24 protein-coding genes and 2 pseudogenes are annotated in these 20,201 nt (G+C 71.2%); 21 read left to right on the plus strand and 5 right to left on the minus strand.

The features are described from left to right. The 4 genes from ACWC09_RS15370 (at position 1) to ACWC09_RS15385 (ending at position 3,837) form a co-directional block, all read left to right on the plus strand. Positions 1-1,953 carry a prolyl oligopeptidase family serine peptidase gene (locus ACWC09_RS15370; RefSeq protein ID WP_450851016.1) on the plus strand — a complete coding sequence of 651 codons (1,953 nt, stop codon included), beginning with the start codon at positions 1-3 and terminating at the stop codon, positions 1,951-1,953. After that, complete coding sequence (locus ACWC09_RS15375; RefSeq protein ID WP_450851017.1) at positions 1,950-2,885, plus strand: S66 peptidase family protein; 936 nt, start codon at positions 1,950-1,952, stop codon at positions 2,883-2,885. The genes ACWC09_RS15370 and ACWC09_RS15375 overlap by 4 nt, the downstream gene beginning before the upstream one ends. Before the next feature lie 135 nt (positions 2,886-3,020). Next, a complete protein-coding gene (locus ACWC09_RS15380; protein WP_450851018.1) occupies positions 3,021-3,266 on the plus strand; it encodes a LapA family protein in 246 nt (81 codons plus the stop codon). Between the two features lie 19 nt (positions 3,267-3,285). Next, entirely contained in the window at positions 3,286-3,837 is a 552-nt protein-coding gene (locus tag ACWC09_RS15385) for a GNAT family N-acetyltransferase (protein WP_450851019.1), read from the plus strand. Here ACWC09_RS15385 and ACWC09_RS15390 read toward each other — a convergent pair. Further along, positions 3,809-4,156, minus strand: a complete 348-nt coding sequence (locus ACWC09_RS15390; protein WP_450851020.1) for a DUF6204 family protein — start codon at positions 4,154-4,156, stop codon at positions 3,809-3,811. The genes ACWC09_RS15385 and ACWC09_RS15390 overlap by 29 nt on opposite strands. A 172-nt stretch (positions 4,157-4,328) precedes the next feature. Here ACWC09_RS15390 and ACWC09_RS15395 point away from each other — a divergent pair, with 172 nt between their 5' ends. Further along, complete coding sequence (locus ACWC09_RS15395) at positions 4,329-6,257, plus strand: DUF5107 domain-containing protein (protein ID WP_450851021.1); 1,929 nt, start codon at positions 4,329-4,331, stop codon at positions 6,255-6,257. 10 nt (positions 6,258-6,267) lie between these two features. Here the strand turns inward: ACWC09_RS15395 and ACWC09_RS15400 are convergent, their stop codons facing one another. After that, the gene (locus ACWC09_RS15400; protein WP_450851022.1) at positions 6,268-6,615 is read right to left on the minus strand and encodes a VOC family protein; all 348 of its coding nucleotides are present in this window, start codon (positions 6,613-6,615) and stop codon (positions 6,268-6,270) included. 116 nt (positions 6,616-6,731) lie between these two features. Here ACWC09_RS15400 and ACWC09_RS15405 point away from each other — a divergent pair, with 116 nt between their 5' ends. The 14 genes and pseudogenes from ACWC09_RS15405 (at position 6,732) to ACWC09_RS15470 (ending at position 16,151) form a co-directional block, all read left to right on the plus strand. Continuing rightward, a complete protein-coding gene (locus ACWC09_RS15405; protein ID WP_450851023.1) occupies positions 6,732-7,265 on the plus strand; it encodes a phage holin family protein in 534 nt (177 codons plus the stop codon). Between the two features lie 24 nt (positions 7,266-7,289). Continuing rightward, positions 7,290-7,493, plus strand: a pseudogene (locus tag ACWC09_RS15410) (SDR family NAD(P)-dependent oxidoreductase); the annotation flags it as partial. Between the two features lie 499 nt (positions 7,494-7,992). Beyond that, positions 7,993-9,849: a transketolase gene (locus ACWC09_RS15415; RefSeq protein ID WP_450851024.1), complete on the plus strand. Its 1,857-nt coding sequence runs from the start codon at positions 7,993-7,995 to the stop codon at positions 9,847-9,849. Then, complete coding sequence (gene ligD, locus ACWC09_RS15420) at positions 9,846-10,775, plus strand: non-homologous end-joining DNA ligase (protein ID WP_450851025.1); 930 nt, start codon at positions 9,846-9,848, stop codon at positions 10,773-10,775. The genes ACWC09_RS15415 and ligD overlap by 4 nt, the downstream gene beginning before the upstream one ends. Positions 10,776-10,819: 44 nt before the next feature. Beyond that, entirely contained in the window at positions 10,820-11,164 is a 345-nt protein-coding gene (locus ACWC09_RS15425; protein WP_450851026.1) for a gas vesicle protein GvpO, read from the plus strand. A gap of 43 nt (positions 11,165-11,207) precedes the next feature. Beyond that, positions 11,208-11,651 carry a gas vesicle structural protein GvpA gene (locus ACWC09_RS15430; protein ID WP_450851027.1) on the plus strand — a complete coding sequence of 148 codons (444 nt, stop codon included), beginning with the start codon at positions 11,208-11,210 and terminating at the stop codon, positions 11,649-11,651. Further along, positions 11,648-12,421, plus strand: coding sequence for a GvpL/GvpF family gas vesicle protein (locus ACWC09_RS15435; protein WP_450851028.1), 774 nt, complete (start codon positions 11,648-11,650; stop codon positions 12,419-12,421). Before ACWC09_RS15430 ends, ACWC09_RS15435 begins: the two co-directional genes overlap by 4 nt. 4 nt (positions 12,422-12,425) lie before the next feature. Further along, positions 12,426-12,689, plus strand: a complete 264-nt coding sequence (locus tag ACWC09_RS15440; RefSeq protein ID WP_450851029.1) for a gas vesicle protein GvpG — start codon at positions 12,426-12,428, stop codon at positions 12,687-12,689. After that, the gene (locus tag ACWC09_RS15445; protein ID WP_450851030.1) at positions 12,686-13,429 is read left to right on the plus strand and encodes a DNA primase; all 744 of its coding nucleotides are present in this window, start codon (positions 12,686-12,688) and stop codon (positions 13,427-13,429) included. Before ACWC09_RS15440 ends, ACWC09_RS15445 begins: the two co-directional genes overlap by 4 nt. After that, entirely contained in the window at positions 13,429-14,523 is a 1,095-nt protein-coding gene (locus tag ACWC09_RS15450) for an SRPBCC family protein (RefSeq protein ID WP_450851031.1), read from the plus strand. Before ACWC09_RS15445 ends, ACWC09_RS15450 begins: the two co-directional genes overlap by 1 nt. Then, positions 14,520-14,921, plus strand: a complete 402-nt coding sequence (locus tag ACWC09_RS15455; RefSeq protein WP_450851032.1) for a gas vesicle protein — start codon at positions 14,520-14,522, stop codon at positions 14,919-14,921. The genes ACWC09_RS15450 and ACWC09_RS15455 overlap by 4 nt, the downstream gene beginning before the upstream one ends. After that, positions 14,918-15,685, plus strand: a complete 768-nt coding sequence (locus ACWC09_RS15460) for a GvpL/GvpF family gas vesicle protein (RefSeq protein ID WP_450851033.1) — start codon at positions 14,918-14,920, stop codon at positions 15,683-15,685. Before ACWC09_RS15455 ends, ACWC09_RS15460 begins: the two co-directional genes overlap by 4 nt. Then, a complete protein-coding gene (locus ACWC09_RS15465) occupies positions 15,682-15,870 on the plus strand; it encodes a gas vesicle protein (RefSeq protein WP_450851034.1) in 189 nt (62 codons plus the stop codon). The genes ACWC09_RS15460 and ACWC09_RS15465 overlap by 4 nt, the downstream gene beginning before the upstream one ends. After that, entirely contained in the window at positions 15,867-16,151 is a 285-nt protein-coding gene (locus ACWC09_RS15470; RefSeq protein ID WP_450851035.1) for a gas vesicle protein K, read from the plus strand. Before ACWC09_RS15465 ends, ACWC09_RS15470 begins: the two co-directional genes overlap by 4 nt. Before the next feature lie 38 nt (positions 16,152-16,189). Here the strand turns inward: ACWC09_RS15470 and ACWC09_RS15475 are convergent, their stop codons facing one another. The 3 genes and pseudogenes from ACWC09_RS15475 to ACWC09_RS15485 all read right to left on the minus strand — a co-directional run. Next, the gene (locus tag ACWC09_RS15475) at positions 16,190-16,360 is read right to left on the minus strand and encodes a hydrophobic protein (protein ID WP_356354740.1); all 171 of its coding nucleotides are present in this window, start codon (positions 16,358-16,360) and stop codon (positions 16,190-16,192) included. A gap of 42 nt (positions 16,361-16,402) precedes the next feature. Continuing rightward, positions 16,403-17,224, minus strand: a complete 822-nt coding sequence (locus ACWC09_RS15480) for a class I SAM-dependent methyltransferase (protein ID WP_450851036.1) — start codon at positions 17,222-17,224, stop codon at positions 16,403-16,405. A gap of 99 nt (positions 17,225-17,323) precedes the next feature. Next, positions 17,324-17,773: pseudogene (locus tag ACWC09_RS15485) on the minus strand (phosphoesterase); the annotation flags it as partial. Positions 17,774-17,775: 2 nt separating this feature from the next. Between ACWC09_RS15485 and ACWC09_RS15490 the strand changes: the two are divergent. Then, positions 17,776-18,420, plus strand: coding sequence for a histidine phosphatase family protein (locus tag ACWC09_RS15490; protein WP_450851037.1), 645 nt, complete (start codon positions 17,776-17,778; stop codon positions 18,418-18,420). 136 nt (positions 18,421-18,556) lie between these two features. Beyond that, positions 18,557-20,176, plus strand: coding sequence for an ABC-F family ATP-binding cassette domain-containing protein (locus ACWC09_RS15495; protein ID WP_450851038.1), 1,620 nt, complete (start codon positions 18,557-18,559; stop codon positions 20,174-20,176). The last annotated feature ends 25 nt before the right edge of the window (positions 20,177-20,201 follow it).

Genomic DNA, 20,201 nt, shown 5'->3' on the forward strand with positions numbered 1-20,201 from the left:
GTGCAGACCCTGCCGTACGGTTCCTGGCCCTCGCCCATCGACGCGGCGCTCGCCGCCGCGCACGACGGGCACCCCGAGTACGTCGGCTTCGTCGGCGCCGAGGCGTGGTGGACCGAGCCCCGGCCCACCGAGGGCGGCCGGCGCACGCTGGTGCGCAGACGCGTCGGCGGCCGGGAGGAGCCGGTGCTGCCCGCGCCGTGGAACGTGCGCAGCCGAGTCATCGAGTACGGCGGCCACCCATGGGCGGGCGCCATCGTGGACGGCCGGCCGCTTGTGGTGTTCGTGAACTTCGCCGACCAGCGGCTGTACCGCTACGAACTCGACGGCGATCCCCAGCCGTTGACCCCTGTCTCCCTCGTCGGCGGCGGACTGCGCTGGGCCGAGCCCCGGTTGCTGCTCGACCGCGGCGAAGTATGGTGCGTCCTCGAGGAGTTCACCGGCGACGGCTCCACCGACGTGCGCCGCGTCCTGGCCGCGGTACCGCTGGACGGATCGGCCGTCCAGGACCGGGACGCCGTACGCGAACTCACCGACGACCGGCACCGGTTCGTCACCGGACCCCGTGTCTCTCCCGACGGCCGCACCGCGGCCTGGCTCGCCTGGGACCACCCGCGCATGCCGTGGGACGGGACCGAGCTGGTCGTCGCCGGGGTGGGCGACGACGGCACCCTCCACGAGGCGCGGACCGTCGCCGGCGGGACGGACGAGTCGATCGCGCAGGTCGACTGGGCGGCCGACGGCTCCCTGCTGTACGCGAGCGACCGCACCGGCTGGTGGAACCTCTACCGCGACGGCGTGCCTCTCTGCCCGCGCGAGGAGGAGTTCGCCGGGCCGCTGTGGAAGCTCGGCCAGCGCTGGTTCGCGCCACTGGAGAGCGGACTGATCGCCGTTGTGCACGGCGGTGGCGCCACCGCCCTCGGCGTACTCGACCCGGAGACCGGCGAGATCGTCGACGCGGCGGGCCCCTGGACGGAGTTCGGGCCCACGCTCGCGGTGCACGGCGAGCGGATCGTCGCCGTCGGGGCCAGCCCGCGCAGCGCCTACGAGGTGGTGGAGCTGGACACCCGGACCGGCCGGGCCCGGGTCATCGGCGCCGAGCACGAGGACGCCGTCGACCCCGCCCACTACCCCGAACCCCAGATCCGCACCTTCACCGGCCCCGCCGGACGCGACATCCACGCGCACATCTACCCGCCCCACAACCCCGGTTGCGTCCCGCCCGGCGACGAGCTGCCGCCGTACGTCGTCTGGGCGCACGGCGGCCCCACCAGCAGGGCGCCGCTCGTCCTCGACCACACCATCGCCTACTTCACCTCCCGCGGCATCGGGGTCGCCGAGGTCAACTACGGCGGCTCGACGGGGTACGGGCGGGAGTACCGCGGCCGGCTGCGTGAGCAGTGGGGCGTGGTCGACGTCGAGGACTGCGCGGCCGTCGCGCTCGCCCTCGCCGACGAGGGCACCGCCGACCGGGACCGGCTCGCCATCCGGGGCGGCAGCGCGGGCGGCTGGACCACGGCCGCCTCGCTCACCGCGACCGACGTCTACGCCTGCGGCACGATCATCTACCCCATCCTCGACCTCGCCTCCTGGGCCGAGGAGGAGACCCACGACTTCGAGTCGCAATACCTGGAGACCCTGGTCGGCCCGCTCGCCGAGGTGCCCGGACGGTATGCGGAGCGCTCGCCCACCGAGCACGCCGACCGCATCACCGCGCCCTTCCTGCTGCTCCAGGGCCTGGACGACGTGATCTGCCCGCCCGCCCAGTGCGAGCGGTTCCTGGAGCGGATGCGGGGGCGACGGGTGCCGCACGCCTACCTCGCCTTCGAGGGGGAGGGGCACGGATTCCGGCGCTCTGAGACCATGATCCGCGTCCTGGAGGCCGAACTCTCCCTGTATGCCCAGGTGTTCGGGCTCAATCCACGCGGCATCCCGACCCTGGAGCTGTCCAAGTGACAGAAGCGGTAAGAGAACTCGTCCGGCCGTCCAGGCTCGCTCCCGGCGCCCGGGTGGCCGTCGTCGCCCCCAGCGGGCCGGTGCCCGAGGAGCGGGTGCAGGCGGGGCTGGACATTCTGCGGGCCTGGGACCTCGACCCGGTCGTGGCGCCCCATGTGCTGGACCGGCACGGCGAGTTCACGTACCTGGCGGGCACGGACGCCGACCGGGCCGCCGACTTCCAGGCCGCCTGGTGCGACCCGTCCGTGGACGCCGTGCTGTGCGCCCGCGGCGGATACGGCGTCCAGCGCATGGTCGATCTGCTCGACTGGGAGGCCATGCGCGCCGCAGGTCCCAAGGTCTTCCTCGGTTTCAGCGACATCACCGCGCTGCACGAGGCCATCGCCACCCGGCTGGGCCTCGTCACCCTGTACGGACCGATGGCCGCCGCCGCCGACTTCCTCGAGAACGCACACGCGCAGGCACACCTCAAGGCCACGCTCTTCGCGCCGGAGACGGTCCGCACCCTCACCTCCGGCGGTACCGCCCTGGTGCCGGGCCGGGCGCGGGGCGTCACCCTCGGCGGCCTTCTCTGTCTGCTCGCCGCCGAGCTGGGCACGCCGTACGCCCGGCCCGGCGCGCGCGGCGGACTGCTCTGCCTGGAGGACGTCGGCGAGGAGACGTACCGCCTCGACCGCTACGTCACCCAACTCCTGCGCGCGGGCTGGCTCGACGGGGTGCGCGGTGTGCTGCTCGGCTCGTGGAAGCGGTGCGAGCCGTACGACAGGGTGCGCGCGATGCTCGTCGACCGGCTCGGCGGACTCGGTGTGCCCGTGGCCGAGGAGTTCGGATTCGGGCACTGCGACGGGGCGTCGACGATCCCTTTCGGTGTGCGTGCCGAACTCGACGCCGACGCGGGCACCTTGACCCTCGACGAGCCCGCCCTGCGCTGAGCGACCGTCACTGGCTTTCTGTCAGGAAACACTCGTCTCGGTGATTGACCGCAAAGCTGCCGGTGGTGGGCGGCCGAGTCACCCGGAGGCAGGCCTCACCGTGCGTGACGGGGGTTTCGGGCCCAGGCTGGTCCCATGAGCCCGAAGACTTCCGAGAGCGGAACCAAGAGCGGGGGCCGGGGCCGGCAGATGCTGACGCCGGCCCGGGTCACCGTCCTCCTGCTCGCCGTCCTCGCCCTGATCTTCATCTTCGAGAACACCGGTGCCACCAGGATCCGGCTGCTGATCCCCGAGGTGACGATGCCGCTGTGGATGGCGCTGCTGGGGACCGGGGTCATCGGTGCCCTGTGCGGGGCGTATTTCATGAGACGGCGCGGCTAGCGGATCGTAGGGTGGCGGGATGCCGCACACCGCATCCCGCTATCTCGCCGAAGGCCCCCGGGTGGGGATACGTCACTTCACCTACGAGGACGGTGCGGAGTTCACCGCCCGCGCCCGCGAGAGCAAGGACCTGCACCATCCCTGGCTCTTCCCGCCGGACACCCCCAACGCGTACACCGCCTACGCGGGCCGGCTGATCGAGGACCGGTCCAAGGCCGGGTTCCTCGTGTGCGAGGTCGACGGCGGGGGCATCGCCGGGTTCATCAACATCAACAACATCGTCGAGGGCGGCTTCCAGTGCGGCGCGCTCGGCTACGGCGCCTTCGCGCACGCCGTCGGGCGCGGGCTGATGCGGGAGGGGCTGGACCTGGTGGTCGGGTACGCCTTCGGCCCGATGCGACTGCACCGGCTGGAGATCAACGCGCAGCCCCGGAACACCGGCTCCATAGCCCTGGCCCGCAGCTGCGGCTTCCGCCTGGAGGGCTTCTCCCCGAACATGATCTTCATCGACGGCGCCTGGCGGGACCACGAGCGCTGGGCGATCACCGCCGAGATGCGGCCTTCCGGTTGACCTTCATCGTGTCGAGGTCCGTGACGGTGGACTTGAGGTCGCGGAAGCCGTAGCCGAGCTCCCGGAGCGTGGTCTCGGCACGGTCCTCCGCGACAGCGCCCGCCATCTCGTCGCCGTCGGCCGCGTCGGACACGACCACGTACCGCATCGAGAAGTGCTTGAGCGGCGACGGCTCGTACGACAGTGAGCCCTCCTCGGTGAACCGCATGCTCGGCATCCCGTGGTCGGCGGCCTCGGCGAGCAGCCGCTCGCGGGCTTCGTCGGCCAGCCCGTCCCACGTGCCCCGGACGATCACCCGGTACGTGTGCTGCTCACTCATCGGTCCACTCCTGGGTCGATTTCCGTCTGGGCGCCGACTGTACGTCGACGAGGACGACCCCGCATGCGGAATTGCGTGGTGCTCGACGCCCCCTCCGACCTGGGCCTGCGTCGACCCTTTGCGGAATCCTGACCGGTGCCTCCCCTGGTCAGCTCACCGGTGAGCGGCTTCCATGGTGATCGTGACGACCATCCGACGTGAGGTACTGACGTTGCCCGCCGCGGAGTTGGGGCCGGACAATCCGCTGCCCCCGTTGCGGCTGCTCCACGAGGTGCACCGGATCGAGGACCGGGACCGGGACGAGCTGCCGCGCGAGATGGCCCTGCAGGCGGGATACGAGCCCCTGCGGAGTCTGCTGCCGGTGCGGGTCCGGGACGGCTATGGCAGAGTGCGCGAGCCGCGCGAGATGGACGCCCTCGTCATCGAGAACGACCGCCTGCGCGCCACCGTCCTGCCCGGCCTCGGCGGCCGGGTCGCCTCCCTCCTCCACAAGCCGACCGGACGTGAACTCCTGTACCGCAACCCGGTGTTCCAGCCCGCCGGCTTCGCCCTCAACGGCGCCTGGTTCTCCGGCGGCATCGAGTGGAACATCGGCGCCACCGGCCACACGACTCTCTCCTGCTCGCCTCTGCACGCCGCCCGGGTCCCCGCCCCCGACGGCGGCGAGATGCTCCGCCTCTGGGAGTGGGAGCGGCTGCGCGACCTGCCCTTCCAGATCGACCTCTGGCTGCCGGCGAGGTCCGATTTCCTCTACGTCGGCGTCCGCGTCCGCAACCCGCACGAGAAGCCGGTGCCGACGTACTGGTGGTCCAACATCGCCGTCCCCGAGGAACGCCGGGTGCTCGCGCCGGCGGACGAGGCCTGGCACTTCGGGTACGAGCGGCGGCTGCGCAGGGTGCCCAGCCCCTCGTACGACGAGATCCGCCGACTCCCTTGTGCGGCGGACTACTTCTACGACCTTCCCGAGGCCCGGCGACGCTGGATCGCCGCCCTCGACGAGGACGGGCACGGGCTGGTGCAGACGTCCACCGACGTGCTGCGCGGACGCAAGCTGTTCGTCTGGGGGCAGGGGCCCGGCGGGCGGCGCTGGCAGGAGTGGCTCACCGAGCCCGGCACCGGCGGCTACCGCGAGATCCAGGCCGGGCTCGCCCGTACCCAGTTGGAGCATGTGCGGCTGGACGCGGAGAGCGAGGTGGCGTGGCTGGAGGCGTACGGGCCGCTGGACGCCGCGGAGGCCGTCGACGAGGTGGAAGCGCGCCTCGAAACCGTGCTGGCCCGCGCCGACGTCGACGCCGCGTACGCCGCCTGGAAGCCGTACGCCGACACCGAACCCGGCGAGGTTCTCGCCACCGGCTCCGGCTGGGGCGCGCTCGAAGTGCTGCGTGCCGACTGGAAGTTGCCCGGTACGCCCTTCGAGGAGAGCACTCTCGGCGCGGCGCAGGAGCCCTGGCTGCAGCTGCTGCGCGCCGGGGCCTTCCCCGAGCCGCGCCGGGTGCGGCCGCCCGGTGAGACGCTCGTCGCCCCGCACTGGCGGGACATGCTGGAGACCGCGCCGGCCACCCCGCTCACCGAGTACCACCTGGGCGTCGCCCAGTGGCACGCCGGTGATCGGGCCCAGGCCGTGCGGAGTTGGGAGCGGGCCCTCGAACTCGCCCCGTCCCTCTGGCCGTTGCTGCGCTGCCTCGCCGTCGCCGACCAGGACAGCGGCAACCACGAGCGGGCCGCCGACCGGTACGCCGACGCCTTCGACGACCTGTGCGCCGAGCGCCGCGACCACGGCGAGTCGTGGACGGCGGCCACGGCGGCGCTGGGCCGGGAGACGATCGAGGCGCTGCTCGCCGTACGCCGCACCGCGCAGGCACGTGCCGTGTGGGACCGGCTGCTTCCCGGGATTCGGCAGCGCGGTCGGTTCCGGCTGGTCGAGGCCGGGTTGCTGCTCGCGGAGGGGCTGCCGGAGGAGGCGTTGGACGTCTTCCGCGCGGGGTTCGAGGTCGCCGATCTGCGGGAGGGAGCGGAGGCGATCGGCCGTCTGTGGTCGAGGCTGACCGACGAACCGCTCCCGGCGCACTACGACTTCCGGATGCGACCGCCGGAGCTGTGAGGGGGGCGGGTCACTGGTTGCGGTCCACGTACTCGTACACCATGCCGTCGGGATGCATCGCGATCAGGTTGCGGCCGCCCGGCGTCGCCACCGGGCCGGCCACGATGCGGGCGCCGAGCTCGGTGAGTACCCGGTGGGTCTCCTCGACGTCCTTCACGGCGATCGTCGCGGCGATCTTGCGGAGCACGTCCAGCTCGGCCTCGGGTCCGCTCATCAGCAGGAAACACCCGACCGCGGCCACTTGGACGCCACCGCGTTCGAAACGCAGAGCTCTGCCGCCCGCCAGGCGTTCGTAGAAGGGGACCGCGGTCTCCAGGTCGTCGACGCAGATGCGCAGCGTGGCTCCCAGAATGTCCATGCGGACGAGCCTAGTTGGGGTGGCCGGGCGAGGAGATCACTTCCGGTCCATTCGGCAGCGTGTTCCGCCCGTGACGGACCGCGTTATGCGTACGCCTGTACGGGTACTCGGCGTCCATGGAAGGCTTGGATCATCTGGAACACCTGGACAAGCACCTGGTCGACGAGCTGGCGCAGGTGGCGCGCGAGACTGTGCGCGACGAACTGCGCGAACAGACTCGTAAACAGCGCCGCACGGCCATGCTCTACGCCGCCTCCGGCGCCGTCGCCCTGTACGCGGGCGCGGCTCTGGCGCTGACCGTGGGGCTGGCCTTGGCGATCGGCCTGCCCGACTGGGCGGCCGCGCTCATCACCGCCGCGATCCTCGGTGTCGTCGCCTATGTCCTGCGGGGCGCGGCGCGGCCCCACGCGTCCCGGCCCACGCCGGAGCACGGGGCGGAGCCGGCCGCCGCGGGGCAGGGCGACCGTGTCGTCGGCGGCGGCAGGGCACCCGCCGCCCCGCCGAGCGGACTCGGCATGCCCTACCCGCCGGTTCCGCCGGTCCCACCCGCCGGCACGCCCGGCGCGGGCATCCCGGAGCCCGGCACGGGCGAACCGGCGGCGTCCAGCCCCGACGACATCGACCCCGAGCAGCCCCACCACCGGGCGTGATGCGGGGTGCGCAGGCCCTGGGGCATGCCCGTGCCCGGGGGCCGCAGGGGCGTCGTGGTGACCGGGGCCAGCGGCGGCGCGGGGCGGGCCACGGCCCTGGCCTTCGCCGCCCGGGGCGACCCGGTCGCCCCGCCGGCCCGGGGACGCGAGGGCCTCGCCGCGGCCGCTGACGAGGCGCGGTAGGCCGGGGGAGAGGCTCTCGTCGCCTGCGTGGACATGGCCGACACGTAGGCCGTCGACGACGCGGCCCGGCAGGTCGAGATCACGCACGATCGTGCAGGTCGGCTCGGCGCCGGCGTATCGCGGCATACCCCTCCTGCGAGCTGTTGCACGCGCACGGCGGCGTCCGTACGGTGCAGCGGACCGCCCTTGGGGCCTCGTCGCTGGTCCGAGCTCCACAGCACCTCCGAAGGCGGGCGACGCGCGGGGGCCGGTCGGCGTCCGGGTACCCGGCGGTCACGCGGAAACCGGAGCACGTTTGGCGGCGCTGACCAGGGGGACGCGGAAGGCTCCGTACGACGCACGCGACAGCGCCGGAGGCGAACCGTGGCTCGACCCCGCATCGTTCGCATGGGGACCTCCGTGAAGGAGGCCACGCCGGAACTGGCCCGGGGACCGTGCAGCAGCCTCAACAGGACGCGGAGTCGCCGGAGTTCGCGTTCGGGTCCGCCAAGAACCAGCCCGCCGGCCCCGTCAAGCGTCCCGGCACCCCTGCGGAAGGAGACTCATGAACACCGCCGAACTGACCGAGCTCGCCCAGCAGTTGCGCGTCGACAGCGTACGGGCCGCCGATGCCGCGGGGTCCGGGCATCCGACGTCCTCGATGTCCGCCGCCGATCTGATGGCCGTACTGCTCGCCCATCACCTTCGCTACGACTTCGACCGCCCTGCCCACCCCGGAAACGACCGCTTCGTCCTCTCCAAGGGACACGCCTCGCCGCTTCTCTACTCCGCCTACAAGGCAGCCGGTGCCATCGACGACACCGAGCTGCTGAGCTTCCGCAAGCTCGGCAGTCGGCTGGAGGGACATCCGACTCCCCGGCGGTTGCCGTGGGTCGAGACCGCCACCGGGTCGCTCGGGCAGGGACTGCCCGTCGGCGTCGGTATCGCGCTGGCCGGCAAGCGGCTGGACCGCGCCGCGTACCGGGTGTGGGTGCTCACCGGCGACAGCGAGCTGGCCGAGGGGTCCGTGTGGGAGGCCGCCGAGCACGCGGCGTACGAGCACCTCGACAACCTCACCGCGATCGTCGACGTGAACCGCCTCGGACAGCGCGGCCCGACCCGGCACGGGCACGACCTCGACGCCTACGCCCGCCGCTTCCAGGCGTTCGGCTGGCACACCATCGAGGTGGACGGCCATGACGTCGACGCCGTCGACCGCGCCTACGGCGAGGCGATCTCGACCACCGGCCAGCCGACGGCGATCCTCGCCCGCACCCTCAAGGGCAAGGGCGTCGCCTCCGTCCAGGACCGCGAGGGCCTGCACGGCAAGCCGCTCCCCGACGCCGACGAGGCGATCCTCGAACTCGGCGGACCCCGCGACCTTCGCGTCCAGGTCCACGAGCCGCCCGCCGCCCGCATGCTGCACGCCGTACGCGCCGGGCACCTCGAACTGCCCCGCTGGGACATGGCAGACCCCGAGAAGGGGGTCGCCACGAGGAACGCCTACGGTCAGGCGCTCGCCGCACTCGGCACCGCGCGCGGCGACATCGTCGCCCTCGACGGCGAGGTCGGCGACTCCACGCGGTCCGAGTTCTTCGGCAAGGAACACCCCGACCGCTACTTCGAGTGCTACATCGCCGAGCAGCAGATGGTCGCGGCGGCGGTGGGGCTCGCCTCGCGCGGCTGGGTGCCGTACGCCTCCACCTTCGCGGCCTTCCTCACACGCGCGTACGACTTCGTGCGCATGGCCTCGATCAGCGGCGCCGGCATCAACCTCGTCGGCTCGCACGCGGGGGTCGCGATCGGGCAGGACGGGCCCAGCCAGATGGGGCTGGAGGACCTGGCGATGATGCGGTCCGTGTACGGCTCGACCGTGCTGTACCCGTGCGACGCCAACCAGACCGCGATCCTGGTCGCCGAGATGGCCGGGTGCGAGGGCATCCGCTATCTGCGTACCTCGCGCGGCGAGAGCCCGGTGATCTACGGGCCCGACGAGGAGTTCCCGATCGGCGGGAGCAAGGTGTTGCGCTCCTCCGGCGAGGACCGGCTCACCCTCGTCGCGGCCGGCGTCACCGTGCAGCAGGCGCTGACCGCCGCCGACGCGCTGGAGGGGAAGGGCATCCGGGTCCGGGTGATCGACCTGTACTCGGTCAAGCCCGTCGACCGGCGCACCCTGCGCCGGGCCGCCGAGGACACCGGCTGCCTCGTCACCGTCGAGGACCACCACGAGGAGGGCGGCCTCGGCGACGCGGTGCTCGACGCCTTCCTCGACGGGCGGCCCGTGCCGCGCCTGGTGCGGCTCGCCGTCCGCGACATGCCGGGCTCGGCCTCGCCGGACGAGCAGCTGCACGCCGCCGGCATCGACGCCGAATCGATCGCCGCCGCCGGGAAGCTCCTGGTGGAGGAGGCGGTCGTGCGGTGAGCGACGACGTACGGACCGTGCGGGCCGGACGTCGCACGGTGGAGGTGCACCGGCCGGACAAGGTGCTCTTCCCGGGGAGCGGCGACACGAAGGAATACACCAAGGGCGACCTCGTCGACTACTACCGGTCGGCCGCCCCCTTCCTGCTGCCGCACCTGCGAGGCCGCCCGCTGATGCTGGAACGGCATCCGGACGGTGTCGACGGGCCGCGCTTCATGCAGAAGAACACCCCGGACTCCTATCCGGACTGGATCACCCGCGCCGAGGAGCCCAAGGAGGGCGGCACGGTCTGCCACACCGTGTGCGACGACTCCGCGACTCTTGTCCACCTCGCCGACCAAGCCGCCCTCACCCTGCACCGTTGGCTGTCCAAAGTCGGGCGCGAGGACCGGCCCGACCGGATGGTGTTCGACCTCGACCCGACCTCCGGCGACGACTTCGCCGCCGTACGCGAGGCGGCCTGGCTGCTCGGCGAACTCCTCGACGAGCTCCGACTCCCCTCCGCTCCGATGACCACCGGCTCGCGCGGGCTGCACATCGTCATCCCCCTGAACGGTCGTCAGAACTTCGACGAGACAAGGCAGTTCGCCCGCGACGTGGCCGACACCCTCGCCGAGGCGCACCCCGACCGGCTCACCACCGCGGCCCGCAAGAAGGACCGCGGCGACCGCCTCTACCTCGACGTCGGCCGCAACGCCTACGCACAGACCGCGGTCGCTCCGCTCACCGTGCGGGCCCGGCCCGGAGCGCCCGTGGCCACCCCGATCGACTGGACCCAGCTGGCCGACCCGGGTCTCACCGCACGCCGCTGGACCATCGCCGACGCCGTCGAACAGGCACGTACCGACCCCTGGGCCGGTGTCATGAGCAGGGCACGCGCGCTGGGGCCCGCGCGGCGCAGGCTCGACGCGTTGCGCGGCTCCTGAGGTTTGGCCGCGGACATAGAGGCCACCCGGTCACAGAGGTGGCCATGGCAAACACAAGAGACACCCCAGGTTCGCAAAATTCACAGAATTCCGACAAGAAGAACACGGCGGAGAAGCGGCCGAAGCCCATGGAGGTGCTGCGCCACGCGCGCACGCAGCTCGCGGAGCTGACCGGCATGGCGGCCGAGAGCGTGTCGTCCTTCGAACAGACGGAGGACGGCTGGCGCCTCGAGATAGAGGTGCTGGAGCTGACTCGGGTGCCGGACACGATGAGTCTGATGGCCAGCTATCAGGTCGATCTCTCGCCCGACGGGCAGCTCACGGGTTACCGACGCGTCCGCCGCTACGAGCGCGGGCGGGCCGACGCACACAGGCCCGGCGGCCGATAGGCCGCCCGCCCGCCACTCACACAGACAAGGAGGGACGGTCGGTATGACCGTTGTCCCGGCACAGCAGACCGGCGGCGGAGGCGGCAGCAGCCTCTACGACGTTCTGGAGCTCATCCTAGACAGGGGCCTGGTCATCGACGCCTTCGTGCGCGTATCCCTGGTCGGCATCGAGATTCTGAAGATCGACATACGTGTGGTCGTGGCCAGCGTCGACACCTATCTGCGCTTCGCCGAGGCGTGCAACCGCCTCGATCTGGAGGCCGGACCGCGCAAGGATCCGGGTCTGCCCGACCTCGTCGGCGAGATCACCGAGTCCGGCGCGCGCGGCAAGTCGAAGGGCGCGCTCTCCGGAGCCGCCGAGACGATTTCCGACGCCTTCAAGCAGGGACGTGACGAGAGTGGCGGCGAGCGGGAGGCCGAGTCCCGGCCGCGTGCCCGCAAGACCACCGCCTCGCGCACCTCGCGCAGGAAGGAGGAGCAGGAGTGAGCACGTATGTCTACGGCATCACGTCGAACTCGCACCCCACGCTCCCGGAGGACATGGTAGGGATCGGCGATCCGCCCATGAAGGTGCGCGTCCTCGAGGAGGGCGAGCTGGCGGCCGTCGTGAGCGACGCCCCGGAGGGGCTCAGGCCCAAGCGCAGGGACCTGCTCGCCCACCAGGCCGTGCTCGCCGAGGCGGAGGCCGGCGGATCGGTACTGCCCATGCGGTTCGGCAGCGTCGCCCCCGACGACGACACCGTCACCGGTGTGCTCGCCGAACGCGCCGACCACTACGGGGAGCGTCTGCGCGCCCTCGACGGCAAGGTCGAGTACAACGTCAAGGCCGCGCACCAGGAAGAGGCTGTGCTGCACCGCGTGATGTCCGAGAACCCGGAGATCCGCGCCATGACCGAGGCCAACCGGCAGTCGGGCGGCGGCAGCTACGAGCAGCGCATGCGGCTCGGCGAGATGGTGGTGGCAGCCGTCAAGGCGCGGGAGGTCGAGGACGCCGCCGAGCTGCAGCGCACCCTCGAACCGGTCGCCTCCGCGGTGGCCGACGGGCCCGAGTCCACCGGCTGGCTGCTCAATGTCTCCTTCCTGGTGGACCGCGATTCGGCCGAGAACTTCCTGGCCGAGATCGAGCAGGCCCGCAAGAGCCATCCGCACATCGAGCTGCGTGTCAACGGCCCGCTGCCGCCGTACAGCTTCGTCGAGCCCGGTCCCGCCGAGCACGCCGGAAGCACCGTCGGCGGTCCGGGCACCACCGAGGAGTGAGCCCGTGGGACTGATCAAGGAAGTGGTCCTGCTGCCCTTTGCCCCGGTGCGCGGCAGCGGGTGGGTGATCGGGCAGGTGCTGCGGGAGGCGGAGCGGATCTACTACGACCCCGCCACCGTCAGGGCCGAACTCGCCAGGCTGGAGGAGCAGTTGGTGGCCGGCGAGATCGACGAGGAGGAGTTCGACCGCCAGGAGGACGAGCTTCTGGACCGGCTGGAGATCGGCCTGCGCGGTGGCGCGGCCACAGGCGACGGGACGGCACGATGAACCGAGTGGGACTGGGCCTCGCGGTAGGGGCCGGATACGTCCTCGGACGTACGAAGAAGATGAAACTGGCGTTCGCCCTGGGCACTCTGGTGGCCGGCAAGCGGATGCATCTGACCCCGCGGGGCGTCGCGGATCTGGTGTCCCAGCAGCTGCAGAACAATCCGCAGTTCAAGGAGATCGGGGACCAGCTGCGCGAGGACCTGCGCGGCGTCGGCAAGGCGGCCTCCGGCGCGATGGTGGAGCGGCAGATCGACGCCCTCGCCGACCGCCTGCACGGCCGTACCGCCGAGGTCCGCGACCAGCTCGAGGGCGTCACGGACCAGGTCCCGGGCCTCGACCTCGACGATGACGAGGAGGCCGAGGAGGAGGAGACTGAGGACGAGGAGCAGCGGGAGGAGTACGACGACGAGGAGTCCGACGGCGAGGAGTCGGAGGCCGAGGAGTCGGAGGCCGAGGAGTCGGAGGCCGATGAGGAGCCTCCGGCCGGCGGATCCGAGCGCGGATCGGCGAAGGAGGCCGCCGGGAAGGCGCCGGCCAGGAAGGCGGCCGCGAAGCGGGCTCCGGCGAGGAGGACTCCCGCGAAGAAGGCCCCGGCCAAGAAGGCGGCGGCCAAGAAGTCCGCGAGCAAGCAGGCCCCGGCGAAGCAGACCGCCAAGAAGACGACCGGTCGCAAGGCGGGTGCGGCCCGCGGCGCCGCCCGCGGAGCCCGGACCCGTCTGCCGAAGGGAGGCGGTGAGTGATGACCGAGACACTCGGATCTGCCGGCTCGGCCGCACAGGGCGCGACCGGCAAGGTCACCGGCCAGCTGGCCGACGTGGCCCACAGCGAGGCCGCCGACCGGCTCAAGGCCGAGGTGCAGGAGTACCTGGCCGCCCAGGCCACCCGGATGCTCGTCGGCGTCGGCCGCAAGCTCGGTGAGACCACCGGCAAGCTCAACGACATCGCCGAGGGCAACAGCCCCGGTTTCGCCAAGCTCGCCCTCGACGGCGGACGCAAGCTCGCCGAGGGCAAGGGCCCGCTGCGCTCCGCCCTGGAACTGGGCGCCTCGCGCGCCAAGGAGAACGTCGTGGGAGCCTTCAAGAAGCTCGGTGGGGGCAAGGGCAAACGCAAGGGCGGGTCGGGCAATAAGCCGACGGTCATCATCGAGTCCGTCGACGTCGGCGTGGACAGGCGCACCGCCTACGACCAGTGGACCAAGTACCAGGACTTCAGCACCTTCGCCAAGGGCGTCAAGAGCGCGAACCGCGCCGACGACACCCAGTCCGACTGGCAGCTGAAGGTCTTCTGGTCCAACCGCAGCTGGAAGGCGAAGACCACCGAGCAGGTGCCCGACGAGAAGATCTCCTGGACCTCGGAGGGCGCCAAGGGCACCACCAAGGGCGTCGTCTCCTTCCACCGGCTCGACGACAACCTCACCCGCGTCCTGCTGGTCATCGAGTACTACCCCCAGGGCCTGTTCGAGAAGACCGGCAACATCTGGCGCGCCCAGGGCCGCCGGGCCCGTCTCGACCTCAAGAACTACGTCCGCTTCATCACCCTCAAGGGCGAGGCGGAGGACGGCTGGCGCGGCGAGATCCGCGACGGCGAGGTCGTGACCAGCCACGAGGACGCCCTGGCCGAGGAGGAGGCCGCTCAGGAGGAGTCTCCTCAGGAGGAGGGCGAGGACGCGTACGAGGACGAGGACGAGGACGGTGAGTACGAGGAAGAGGAGGAGGCCAAGGGGGAAGAGGAGGGCGAGGAGCCCGAGGGTGAGTACGAGGACGAGGGCGAGTACGAGGAAGAAGAAGAGGAAGAGCCCGAGTACGAGTACGCCGACGGCGGGGGCCGTCGATGACCATGGCCGGCCGGCTGCCCGAACCCTACGGACAGGGTTCGGGCGCCAACCTTGCCGACATCCTGGAACGCGTCCTCGACAAGGGCATCGTGATCGCCGGTGACATCCGGATCAACCTGCTCGACATCGAGCTCCTCACCATCAAACTCCGGCTGATCGTCGCCTCGGTGGACAAGGCCAAGGAGATGGGCATCGACTGGTGGGAGGACGACCCCGCACTGTCCTCCGGAGCCCGCCGCAAGGAACTCGCCCGGGAGAACGCCGAGTTGCGTGAACGGCTCGCCGAACTGGAGCCGGAGCGCGAGGAAGAGCACCGCGAGGTGGGGCGTCGTGACGCAAGGCGTCATGAAGCCAGGCGTCATGAAGCCAGGCGTCTTGAAGAGGAGGAGGCCCCATGACCGGACTGCGGTACGTCTACGCCGTCTGCCGCCCCTTCAGCGCGCCGTTGCAGACCCAGTTGAAGGGAGTGGCGGGTGATCCGCCCAGACTGCTGACCCACCACGGCCTGATCGCCGTGGTCAGCCACGTGCCGGAGCGGGACTTCGCGGAGGAGCCGCTCCGCAGGCGTCTGGAGGACCTGGACTGGCTCACCGAGACGGCGCGGGCCCACCAGAGCGTGATCGACGCGCTCACCGTCGTCACCACCCCGCTGCCGCTCAGGATGGGCACCGTCTTCCGGGACGACAGCGGGGTCCGGGTGATGCTGGAGGCCCGCGAGGACGACTTCCGGCGCACCCTCGACCGGCTGACGGGGCGGGTGGAATGGGGCGTCAAGGTGTACGTGGATACCGAGCCCGAGGAAAGGGACGCACCGGCGCAGAAGCCGGCGTCGGGCCGTGACTATCTGCGGCAACGGCGTACGCGGGTACGGGCGAACGATGACATGTGGCAGCAGACGGAGGAGTTCGCCGACCATCTGCACGCCGCTCTTTCCGCGTACGCCGATGATTCCCGGCTGCACGCTCCGCAGAATCCCGCGCTGTCCGGAGTGCCCGGCCGGAATGTTCTCAACGCGGCGTATCTGGTAGCCCGCAACGATTCCGAGGAATTCGTGGAACTGGTGGACCGGAGCAAGGACGAAACAAAGGCGAGCATCCCCGGAATACGGGTCGAACTCACCGGCCCATGGGCCGCCTATTCATTCGCGGGGGAAGAGACGTGACCGTCGTCGAACGCCGTGAGATCGCCCTGGTGGACCTGCTCGACCGGCTGCTGGCCGGCGGCGTCGTCATCACGGGGGACGTCACCCTGCGCATCGCGGACGTCGACCTGGTCCGTATCGACCTCAACGCACTGATCAGCTCGGTCAACGAGCAGGTGCCGTCACCCTGGGAGGAGTCGCTGTGACCGCCCGCCGAAACCGGCTGGACCTGGAACCCGACACCGTCGAACGCGACCTGGTCAAACTCGTTCTGACCGTGGTCGAGTTGCTGCGCCAGTTGATGGAACGGCAGGCGCTGCGCCGGTTCGACACGGGCGACCTCAGCGAGGACCAGGAGGAGCGGATCGGCCTGACGCTGATGCTCCTCGACGACCGTATGACCGAACTGCGCGAGCGCTACGGACTGCGGCCCGAGGACCTGAATCTGGACCTCGGGCCGCTCGGGCCGCTGCTTCCCCGGGAGTGAACTCCCGGGGAAGCGAACCGCGGTATCGGTGCCTTACCTCACCATCGGTACCAGCGGCCCCTGCCTCCGGCCGCTGTCGTGCCGCGTACCAGGAATCCCAGCAGCCACAGCACGAGAACCGCCAGCGCAATCCACCACAGTATCTTTATTGCGAATCCCGCGCCGAAGAGAATGAGCGCCAGGAGCAATACGAGCAAGACGGCAACCATAATCTGAACCTCCTGTTCTTCGGGTATCCCGAAAATGGAGATTCAGGCAGCCTTTCGGCACAGAATCTCTCCGTGCAGCACGCTGAACCAGCCGTCCTCCTGCGCACCCCACTCCCGCCAGGCGTCCGACACGGCTCGCAGCTGCTCGGCGGTGGCGTGCCCGCCCTCCGTGGCCCGCTCCGCGTATGCCGACGCCAGCGTCCGGTCGGCCCACAGCCCGCTCCACCACGCCCGCTCCTCCGCCGTCGCGAAGGTCCAGGTGCCGGCCGTCGCGGTGATGTCGGTGAGCCCCGCCCGCAGCGCCCAGGACTTCAGCCGCCGCCCCGCGTCCGGCTCACCGCCGTTGGCGCGGGCCACCCGCCGGTACAGGTCGGCCCAGTCGTCCATCCCCTGGGACGCCGGATACCAGGTCATGGCCGCGTAGTCCGAGTCGCGGACGGCGATGAACCCGCCCGGCTTCGCCACCCGCACCATCTCCCGCAGCGCCTGCACCGGATCGCCGACGTGCTGCAGCACCTGGTGGGCGTGGACCACGCAGAACGTGTCGTCCGGGTACTCCAGGGCGTGTACGTCCGCGACCGCGAAGTCGACGTTCGTCAGGCCCCGTTCCGCCGCCGTGGCCCGGGCCTGGTCCAGGATGCCCGGCGCGTGGTCCACGCCGGTGACGTGCCCGTCGGGGACCAGGGCCGCCAGGTCGGCGGTGATGGTCCCCGGGCCGCAGCCGATGTCCAGGATCTTCATGTGGGGCTTCAGCGAGTCGAGCAGATAGGCCGCCGAGTTGGCGGCGGTGCGCCAGGTGTGCGAGCGCAGCACCGACTCGTGGTGCCCGTGCGTGTAGACGGCGGTCTCCTGCGACTTCGACATGGCTGAACTCCCCTGTCCGAGGCTTCGTCGGTACGCATCACCGTACGCCCGCATGTCGAATGGTGAGACCTGCGTTTTGACATATGGACTGACGGCTCGTCAGTGAGTGGAGAGCGGCCGATAGACGACGAGCCCCTCCGGCAGCTTCTCCAGCGTCAACTCGCCTTCCACCTCGGTGACTTCGCCGTCGTGGGCGAGGAGCGTGCCGGGTGCGACACCCGCGATGCCCAGACGGTTCACCTGCACAGCCGCATGGGCGGGGGAGCGCGTCAGCGGACCGGCGAGGGCGGCCGTCAGCAGGCGCAGCGCGGGGCGCCGCCCGCCGTGCACGACCCGCACGTCCAACTGCCCGTCCGCGAGGTCATGGCGGCGGCCCGGGGCGAGGCCCATCCGGCGATAGGTGCCGTTCCCGACGAACAGCAGCCACAGCGGACGGGCCCGGCCACGGAACTCGGCCTCCAGCGGATGTCGGTCGGCGTTGGGCCGCCGGGTACCCTGAAGTGCCCGTTTCCTGCCCGCCGGGCGGTGACCGACATCCGGAGAGCCCCTGTATGCGCCTGCTCCTCATACGCCACGGTCAAACCCCTTCCAACGTGGACTACCTCCTCGACACGGCGGTCCCGGGCCCGGGCCTGACCGCACTCGGCGAACAGCAGGCGGCGGCACTCCCCGCCGCACTGGCGGACGAGGACATCCAGGCGCTGTACGCCTCCGACCTGGTCCGTACGCAGTTCACGGCCGCCCCGCTGGCTGCCGCGAAGGGGCTTGAGGTGATCGTGCGCGACGGTATCCGGGAGCTGTCCGCGGGCGACCTGGAGATGCTGCCCGGCGACGGCGAACACGGCGCCCTCTACATGAAGACGGTCTTCGCCTGGGCGGCCGGCGACACGGCTCTGCGGATGCCGGGCGGGGAGAGCGGCGCGGAGGCCCTGGCCCGGTACGACGCCGTGGTGGCGGAGGCGGCGGGCAGCGGGGCCGGGACGGTGGCCATGGTGAGCCATGGCGCGGCGATCCGCATGTGGACGGCGGCACGCGCGGACAACGTGGACGTGGCGTTCGCGGCGGCGCGGCCGCTGGACAACACGGGTGTGGTGATCCTGGAGGGATCACCGACGGATGGCTGGAAGGCCGTGTCGTGGGCGGGGGCCACGGTGGCTCGGGCGGCGGAGAGCGGCCCGGCGGGGCAGCCGGTGTAGGGGGTACATGCCCATGCCGGCCGCGGACCCGCGTCCCCAAGGGGCGCGGGGGGAACTGCGCGACCAGCCACAACGAACCCGCACTCGACGATAAACATTTGCCACCCCCCTCATTCACCACCCAGAATCCGACCTCATGGGACACCTGGAAGCCGCACACCTCGAGTACTACCTCCCCGACGGAAGGCCTCTGCTCGGTGACGTCTCCTTCCGGGTGGGCGAAGGCGCGGCCGTCGCCCTGGTCGGCCCCAACGGCGCCGGCAAGACCACTCTCCTCCGCCTGATCTCCGGCGAGCTGAAACCCCACGGCGGCACCGTCACCGTCAGCGGCGGCCTGGGCGTGATGCGCCAGTTCGTAGGCTCCGTACGCGACGAGACGACCGTACGAGACCTGCTCGTGTCGGTCGCCCCACCCCGCATCCGCGAGGCCGCGCAGGCCGTCGACCGGGCCGAGCACCTCATCATGACCGTCGACGACGAGGCCGCCCAGCTGAAGTACGCGCAGGCTCTGGCCGACTGGGCCGAGGTGCGGGGGTACGAGTCGGAGACGCTGTGGGACATGTGCACCATGGCCGCGCTCGGGGTGCCCTACGAGAAGGCGCAGTTCCGGGAGGTGCGCACGCTCTCCGGCGGCGAGCAGAAACGGCTCGTGCTGGAGGCGCTGCTGCGTGGCACCGACGAGGTGCTGCTGCTCGACGAACCGGACAACTACCTCGACGTGCCGGGCAAGCGCTGGCTGGAGGAGCGGCTGAAGGAGACCCGCAAGACGGTTCTCTTCGTCTCCCACGACCGGGAGCTGCTCTCCCGGGCCGCCGAGAAGATCGTGTCGGTGGAGCCCTCGCCCGCGGGCGCGGACGCGTGGGTGCACGGCGGCGGCTTCGCGACGTACCACGAAGCGCGGCGCGAACGCTTCGCCCGCTTCGAGGAGTTGCGGCGGCGCTGGGACGAGAAGCACGCCCAGCTGAAGAAGCTGGTGCTGAATCTCCGTCAGGCGGCCAGCATCAGCCATGAGTTGGCCTCCCGCTATCAGGCCGCGCAGACCCGTCTGCGCAAGTTCGAGGAGGCCGGCCCGCCGCCGGAGCCGCCGCGCGAACAGGACATCAGGATGCGGCTCAAGGGCGGCCGTACCGGAGTAAGGGCCGTCACCTGCAAGGGACTTGAGTTGACCGGCCTGATGAAGCCCTTCGATCTGGAGGTCTTCTACGGCGAACGGGTAGCCGTCCTCGGCTCCAACGGCTCCGGCAAGTCGCACTTCCTGCGGCTGCTGGCCGGTGAGGCGGTGGCGCACACGGGGGAGTGGAAACTCGGGGCGAGGGTGGTGCCGGGGCACTTCGCCCAGACCCACGCCCACCCCGAGCTGATGGGCCGCGCCCTGCTGGACATCCTGTGGAAGGAGCACGCCCAGGACCGGGGCGCGGCCATGTCCCGCCTGCGCCGCTACGAGCTGACCAACCAGGCCGAGCAGGCCTTCGACCGGCTCTCCGGTGGTCAGCAGGCCCGTTTCCAGATCCTGCTCCTGGAGTTGCAGGGTGTCACGGCCCTGCTCCTCGACGAGCCGACGGACAACCTTGACCTGGAGTCCGCGGAGGCGCTGCAGGACGGGTTGGAGGCCTTCGACGGGACGGTGCTCGCGGTGACGCACGACCGGTGGTTCGCCCGTTCCTTCGACCGGTATCTGGTGTTCGGCAGCGACGGGCGGGTCCGCGAGACCGACGCGCCGGTGTGGGACGAGCGGCGCGTGGAGCGGGTGCGGTAGGTCGCTGGGGGCTCCGCCCCCAGAC

This window comes from Streptomyces sp. NPDC001617 (assembly GCF_053596855.1).

Bases quoted from the DNA above. Each gene is read 5' to 3' on its own strand.
- ACWC09_RS15395 (WP_450851021.1), top strand. From the start codon at position 4,329: ATGGTGATCGTGACGACCATCCGACGTGAGGTACTGACGTTGCCCGCC.
- ACWC09_RS15415 (WP_450851024.1), top strand. From the start codon at position 7,993: ATGAACACCGCCGAACTGACCGAGCTCGCCCAGCAGTTGCGCGTCGAC.
- ACWC09_RS15400 (WP_450851022.1), bottom strand. From the start codon at position 6,615: ATGGACATTCTGGGAGCCACGCTGCGCATCTGCGTCGACGACCTGGAG.
- ACWC09_RS15405 (WP_450851023.1), top strand. From the start codon at position 6,732: ATGGAAGGCTTGGATCATCTGGAACACCTGGACAAGCACCTGGTCGAC.
- ACWC09_RS15480 (WP_450851036.1), bottom strand. From the start codon at position 17,224: ATGTCGAAGTCGCAGGAGACCGCCGTCTACACGCACGGGCACCACGAG.
- ACWC09_RS15455 (WP_450851032.1), top strand. From the start codon at position 14,520: ATGACCATGGCCGGCCGGCTGCCCGAACCCTACGGACAGGGTTCGGGC.
- ACWC09_RS15430 (WP_450851027.1), top strand. From the start codon at position 11,208: ATGACCGTTGTCCCGGCACAGCAGACCGGCGGCGGAGGCGGCAGCAGC.
- ACWC09_RS15445 (WP_450851030.1), top strand. From the start codon at position 12,686: ATGAACCGAGTGGGACTGGGCCTCGCGGTAGGGGCCGGATACGTCCTC.
- ACWC09_RS15385 (WP_450851019.1), top strand. From the start codon at position 3,286: ATGCCGCACACCGCATCCCGCTATCTCGCCGAAGGCCCCCGGGTGGGG.
- ACWC09_RS15490 (WP_450851037.1), top strand. From the start codon at position 17,776: ATGCGCCTGCTCCTCATACGCCACGGTCAAACCCCTTCCAACGTGGAC.
- ACWC09_RS15380 (WP_450851018.1), top strand. From the start codon at position 3,021: ATGAGCCCGAAGACTTCCGAGAGCGGAACCAAGAGCGGGGGCCGGGGC.
- ACWC09_RS15460 (WP_450851033.1), top strand. From the start codon at position 14,918: ATGACCGGACTGCGGTACGTCTACGCCGTCTGCCGCCCCTTCAGCGCG.
- ACWC09_RS15450 (WP_450851031.1), top strand. From the start codon at position 13,429: ATGACCGAGACACTCGGATCTGCCGGCTCGGCCGCACAGGGCGCGACC.
- ACWC09_RS15425 (WP_450851026.1), top strand. From the start codon at position 10,820: ATGGCAAACACAAGAGACACCCCAGGTTCGCAAAATTCACAGAATTCC.
- ACWC09_RS15475 (WP_356354740.1), bottom strand. From the start codon at position 16,360: ATGGTTGCCGTCTTGCTCGTATTGCTCCTGGCGCTCATTCTCTTCGGC.
- ACWC09_RS15390 (WP_450851020.1), bottom strand. From the start codon at position 4,156: ATGAGTGAGCAGCACACGTACCGGGTGATCGTCCGGGGCACGTGGGAC.
- ACWC09_RS15495 (WP_450851038.1), top strand. From the start codon at position 18,557: ATGGGACACCTGGAAGCCGCACACCTCGAGTACTACCTCCCCGACGGA.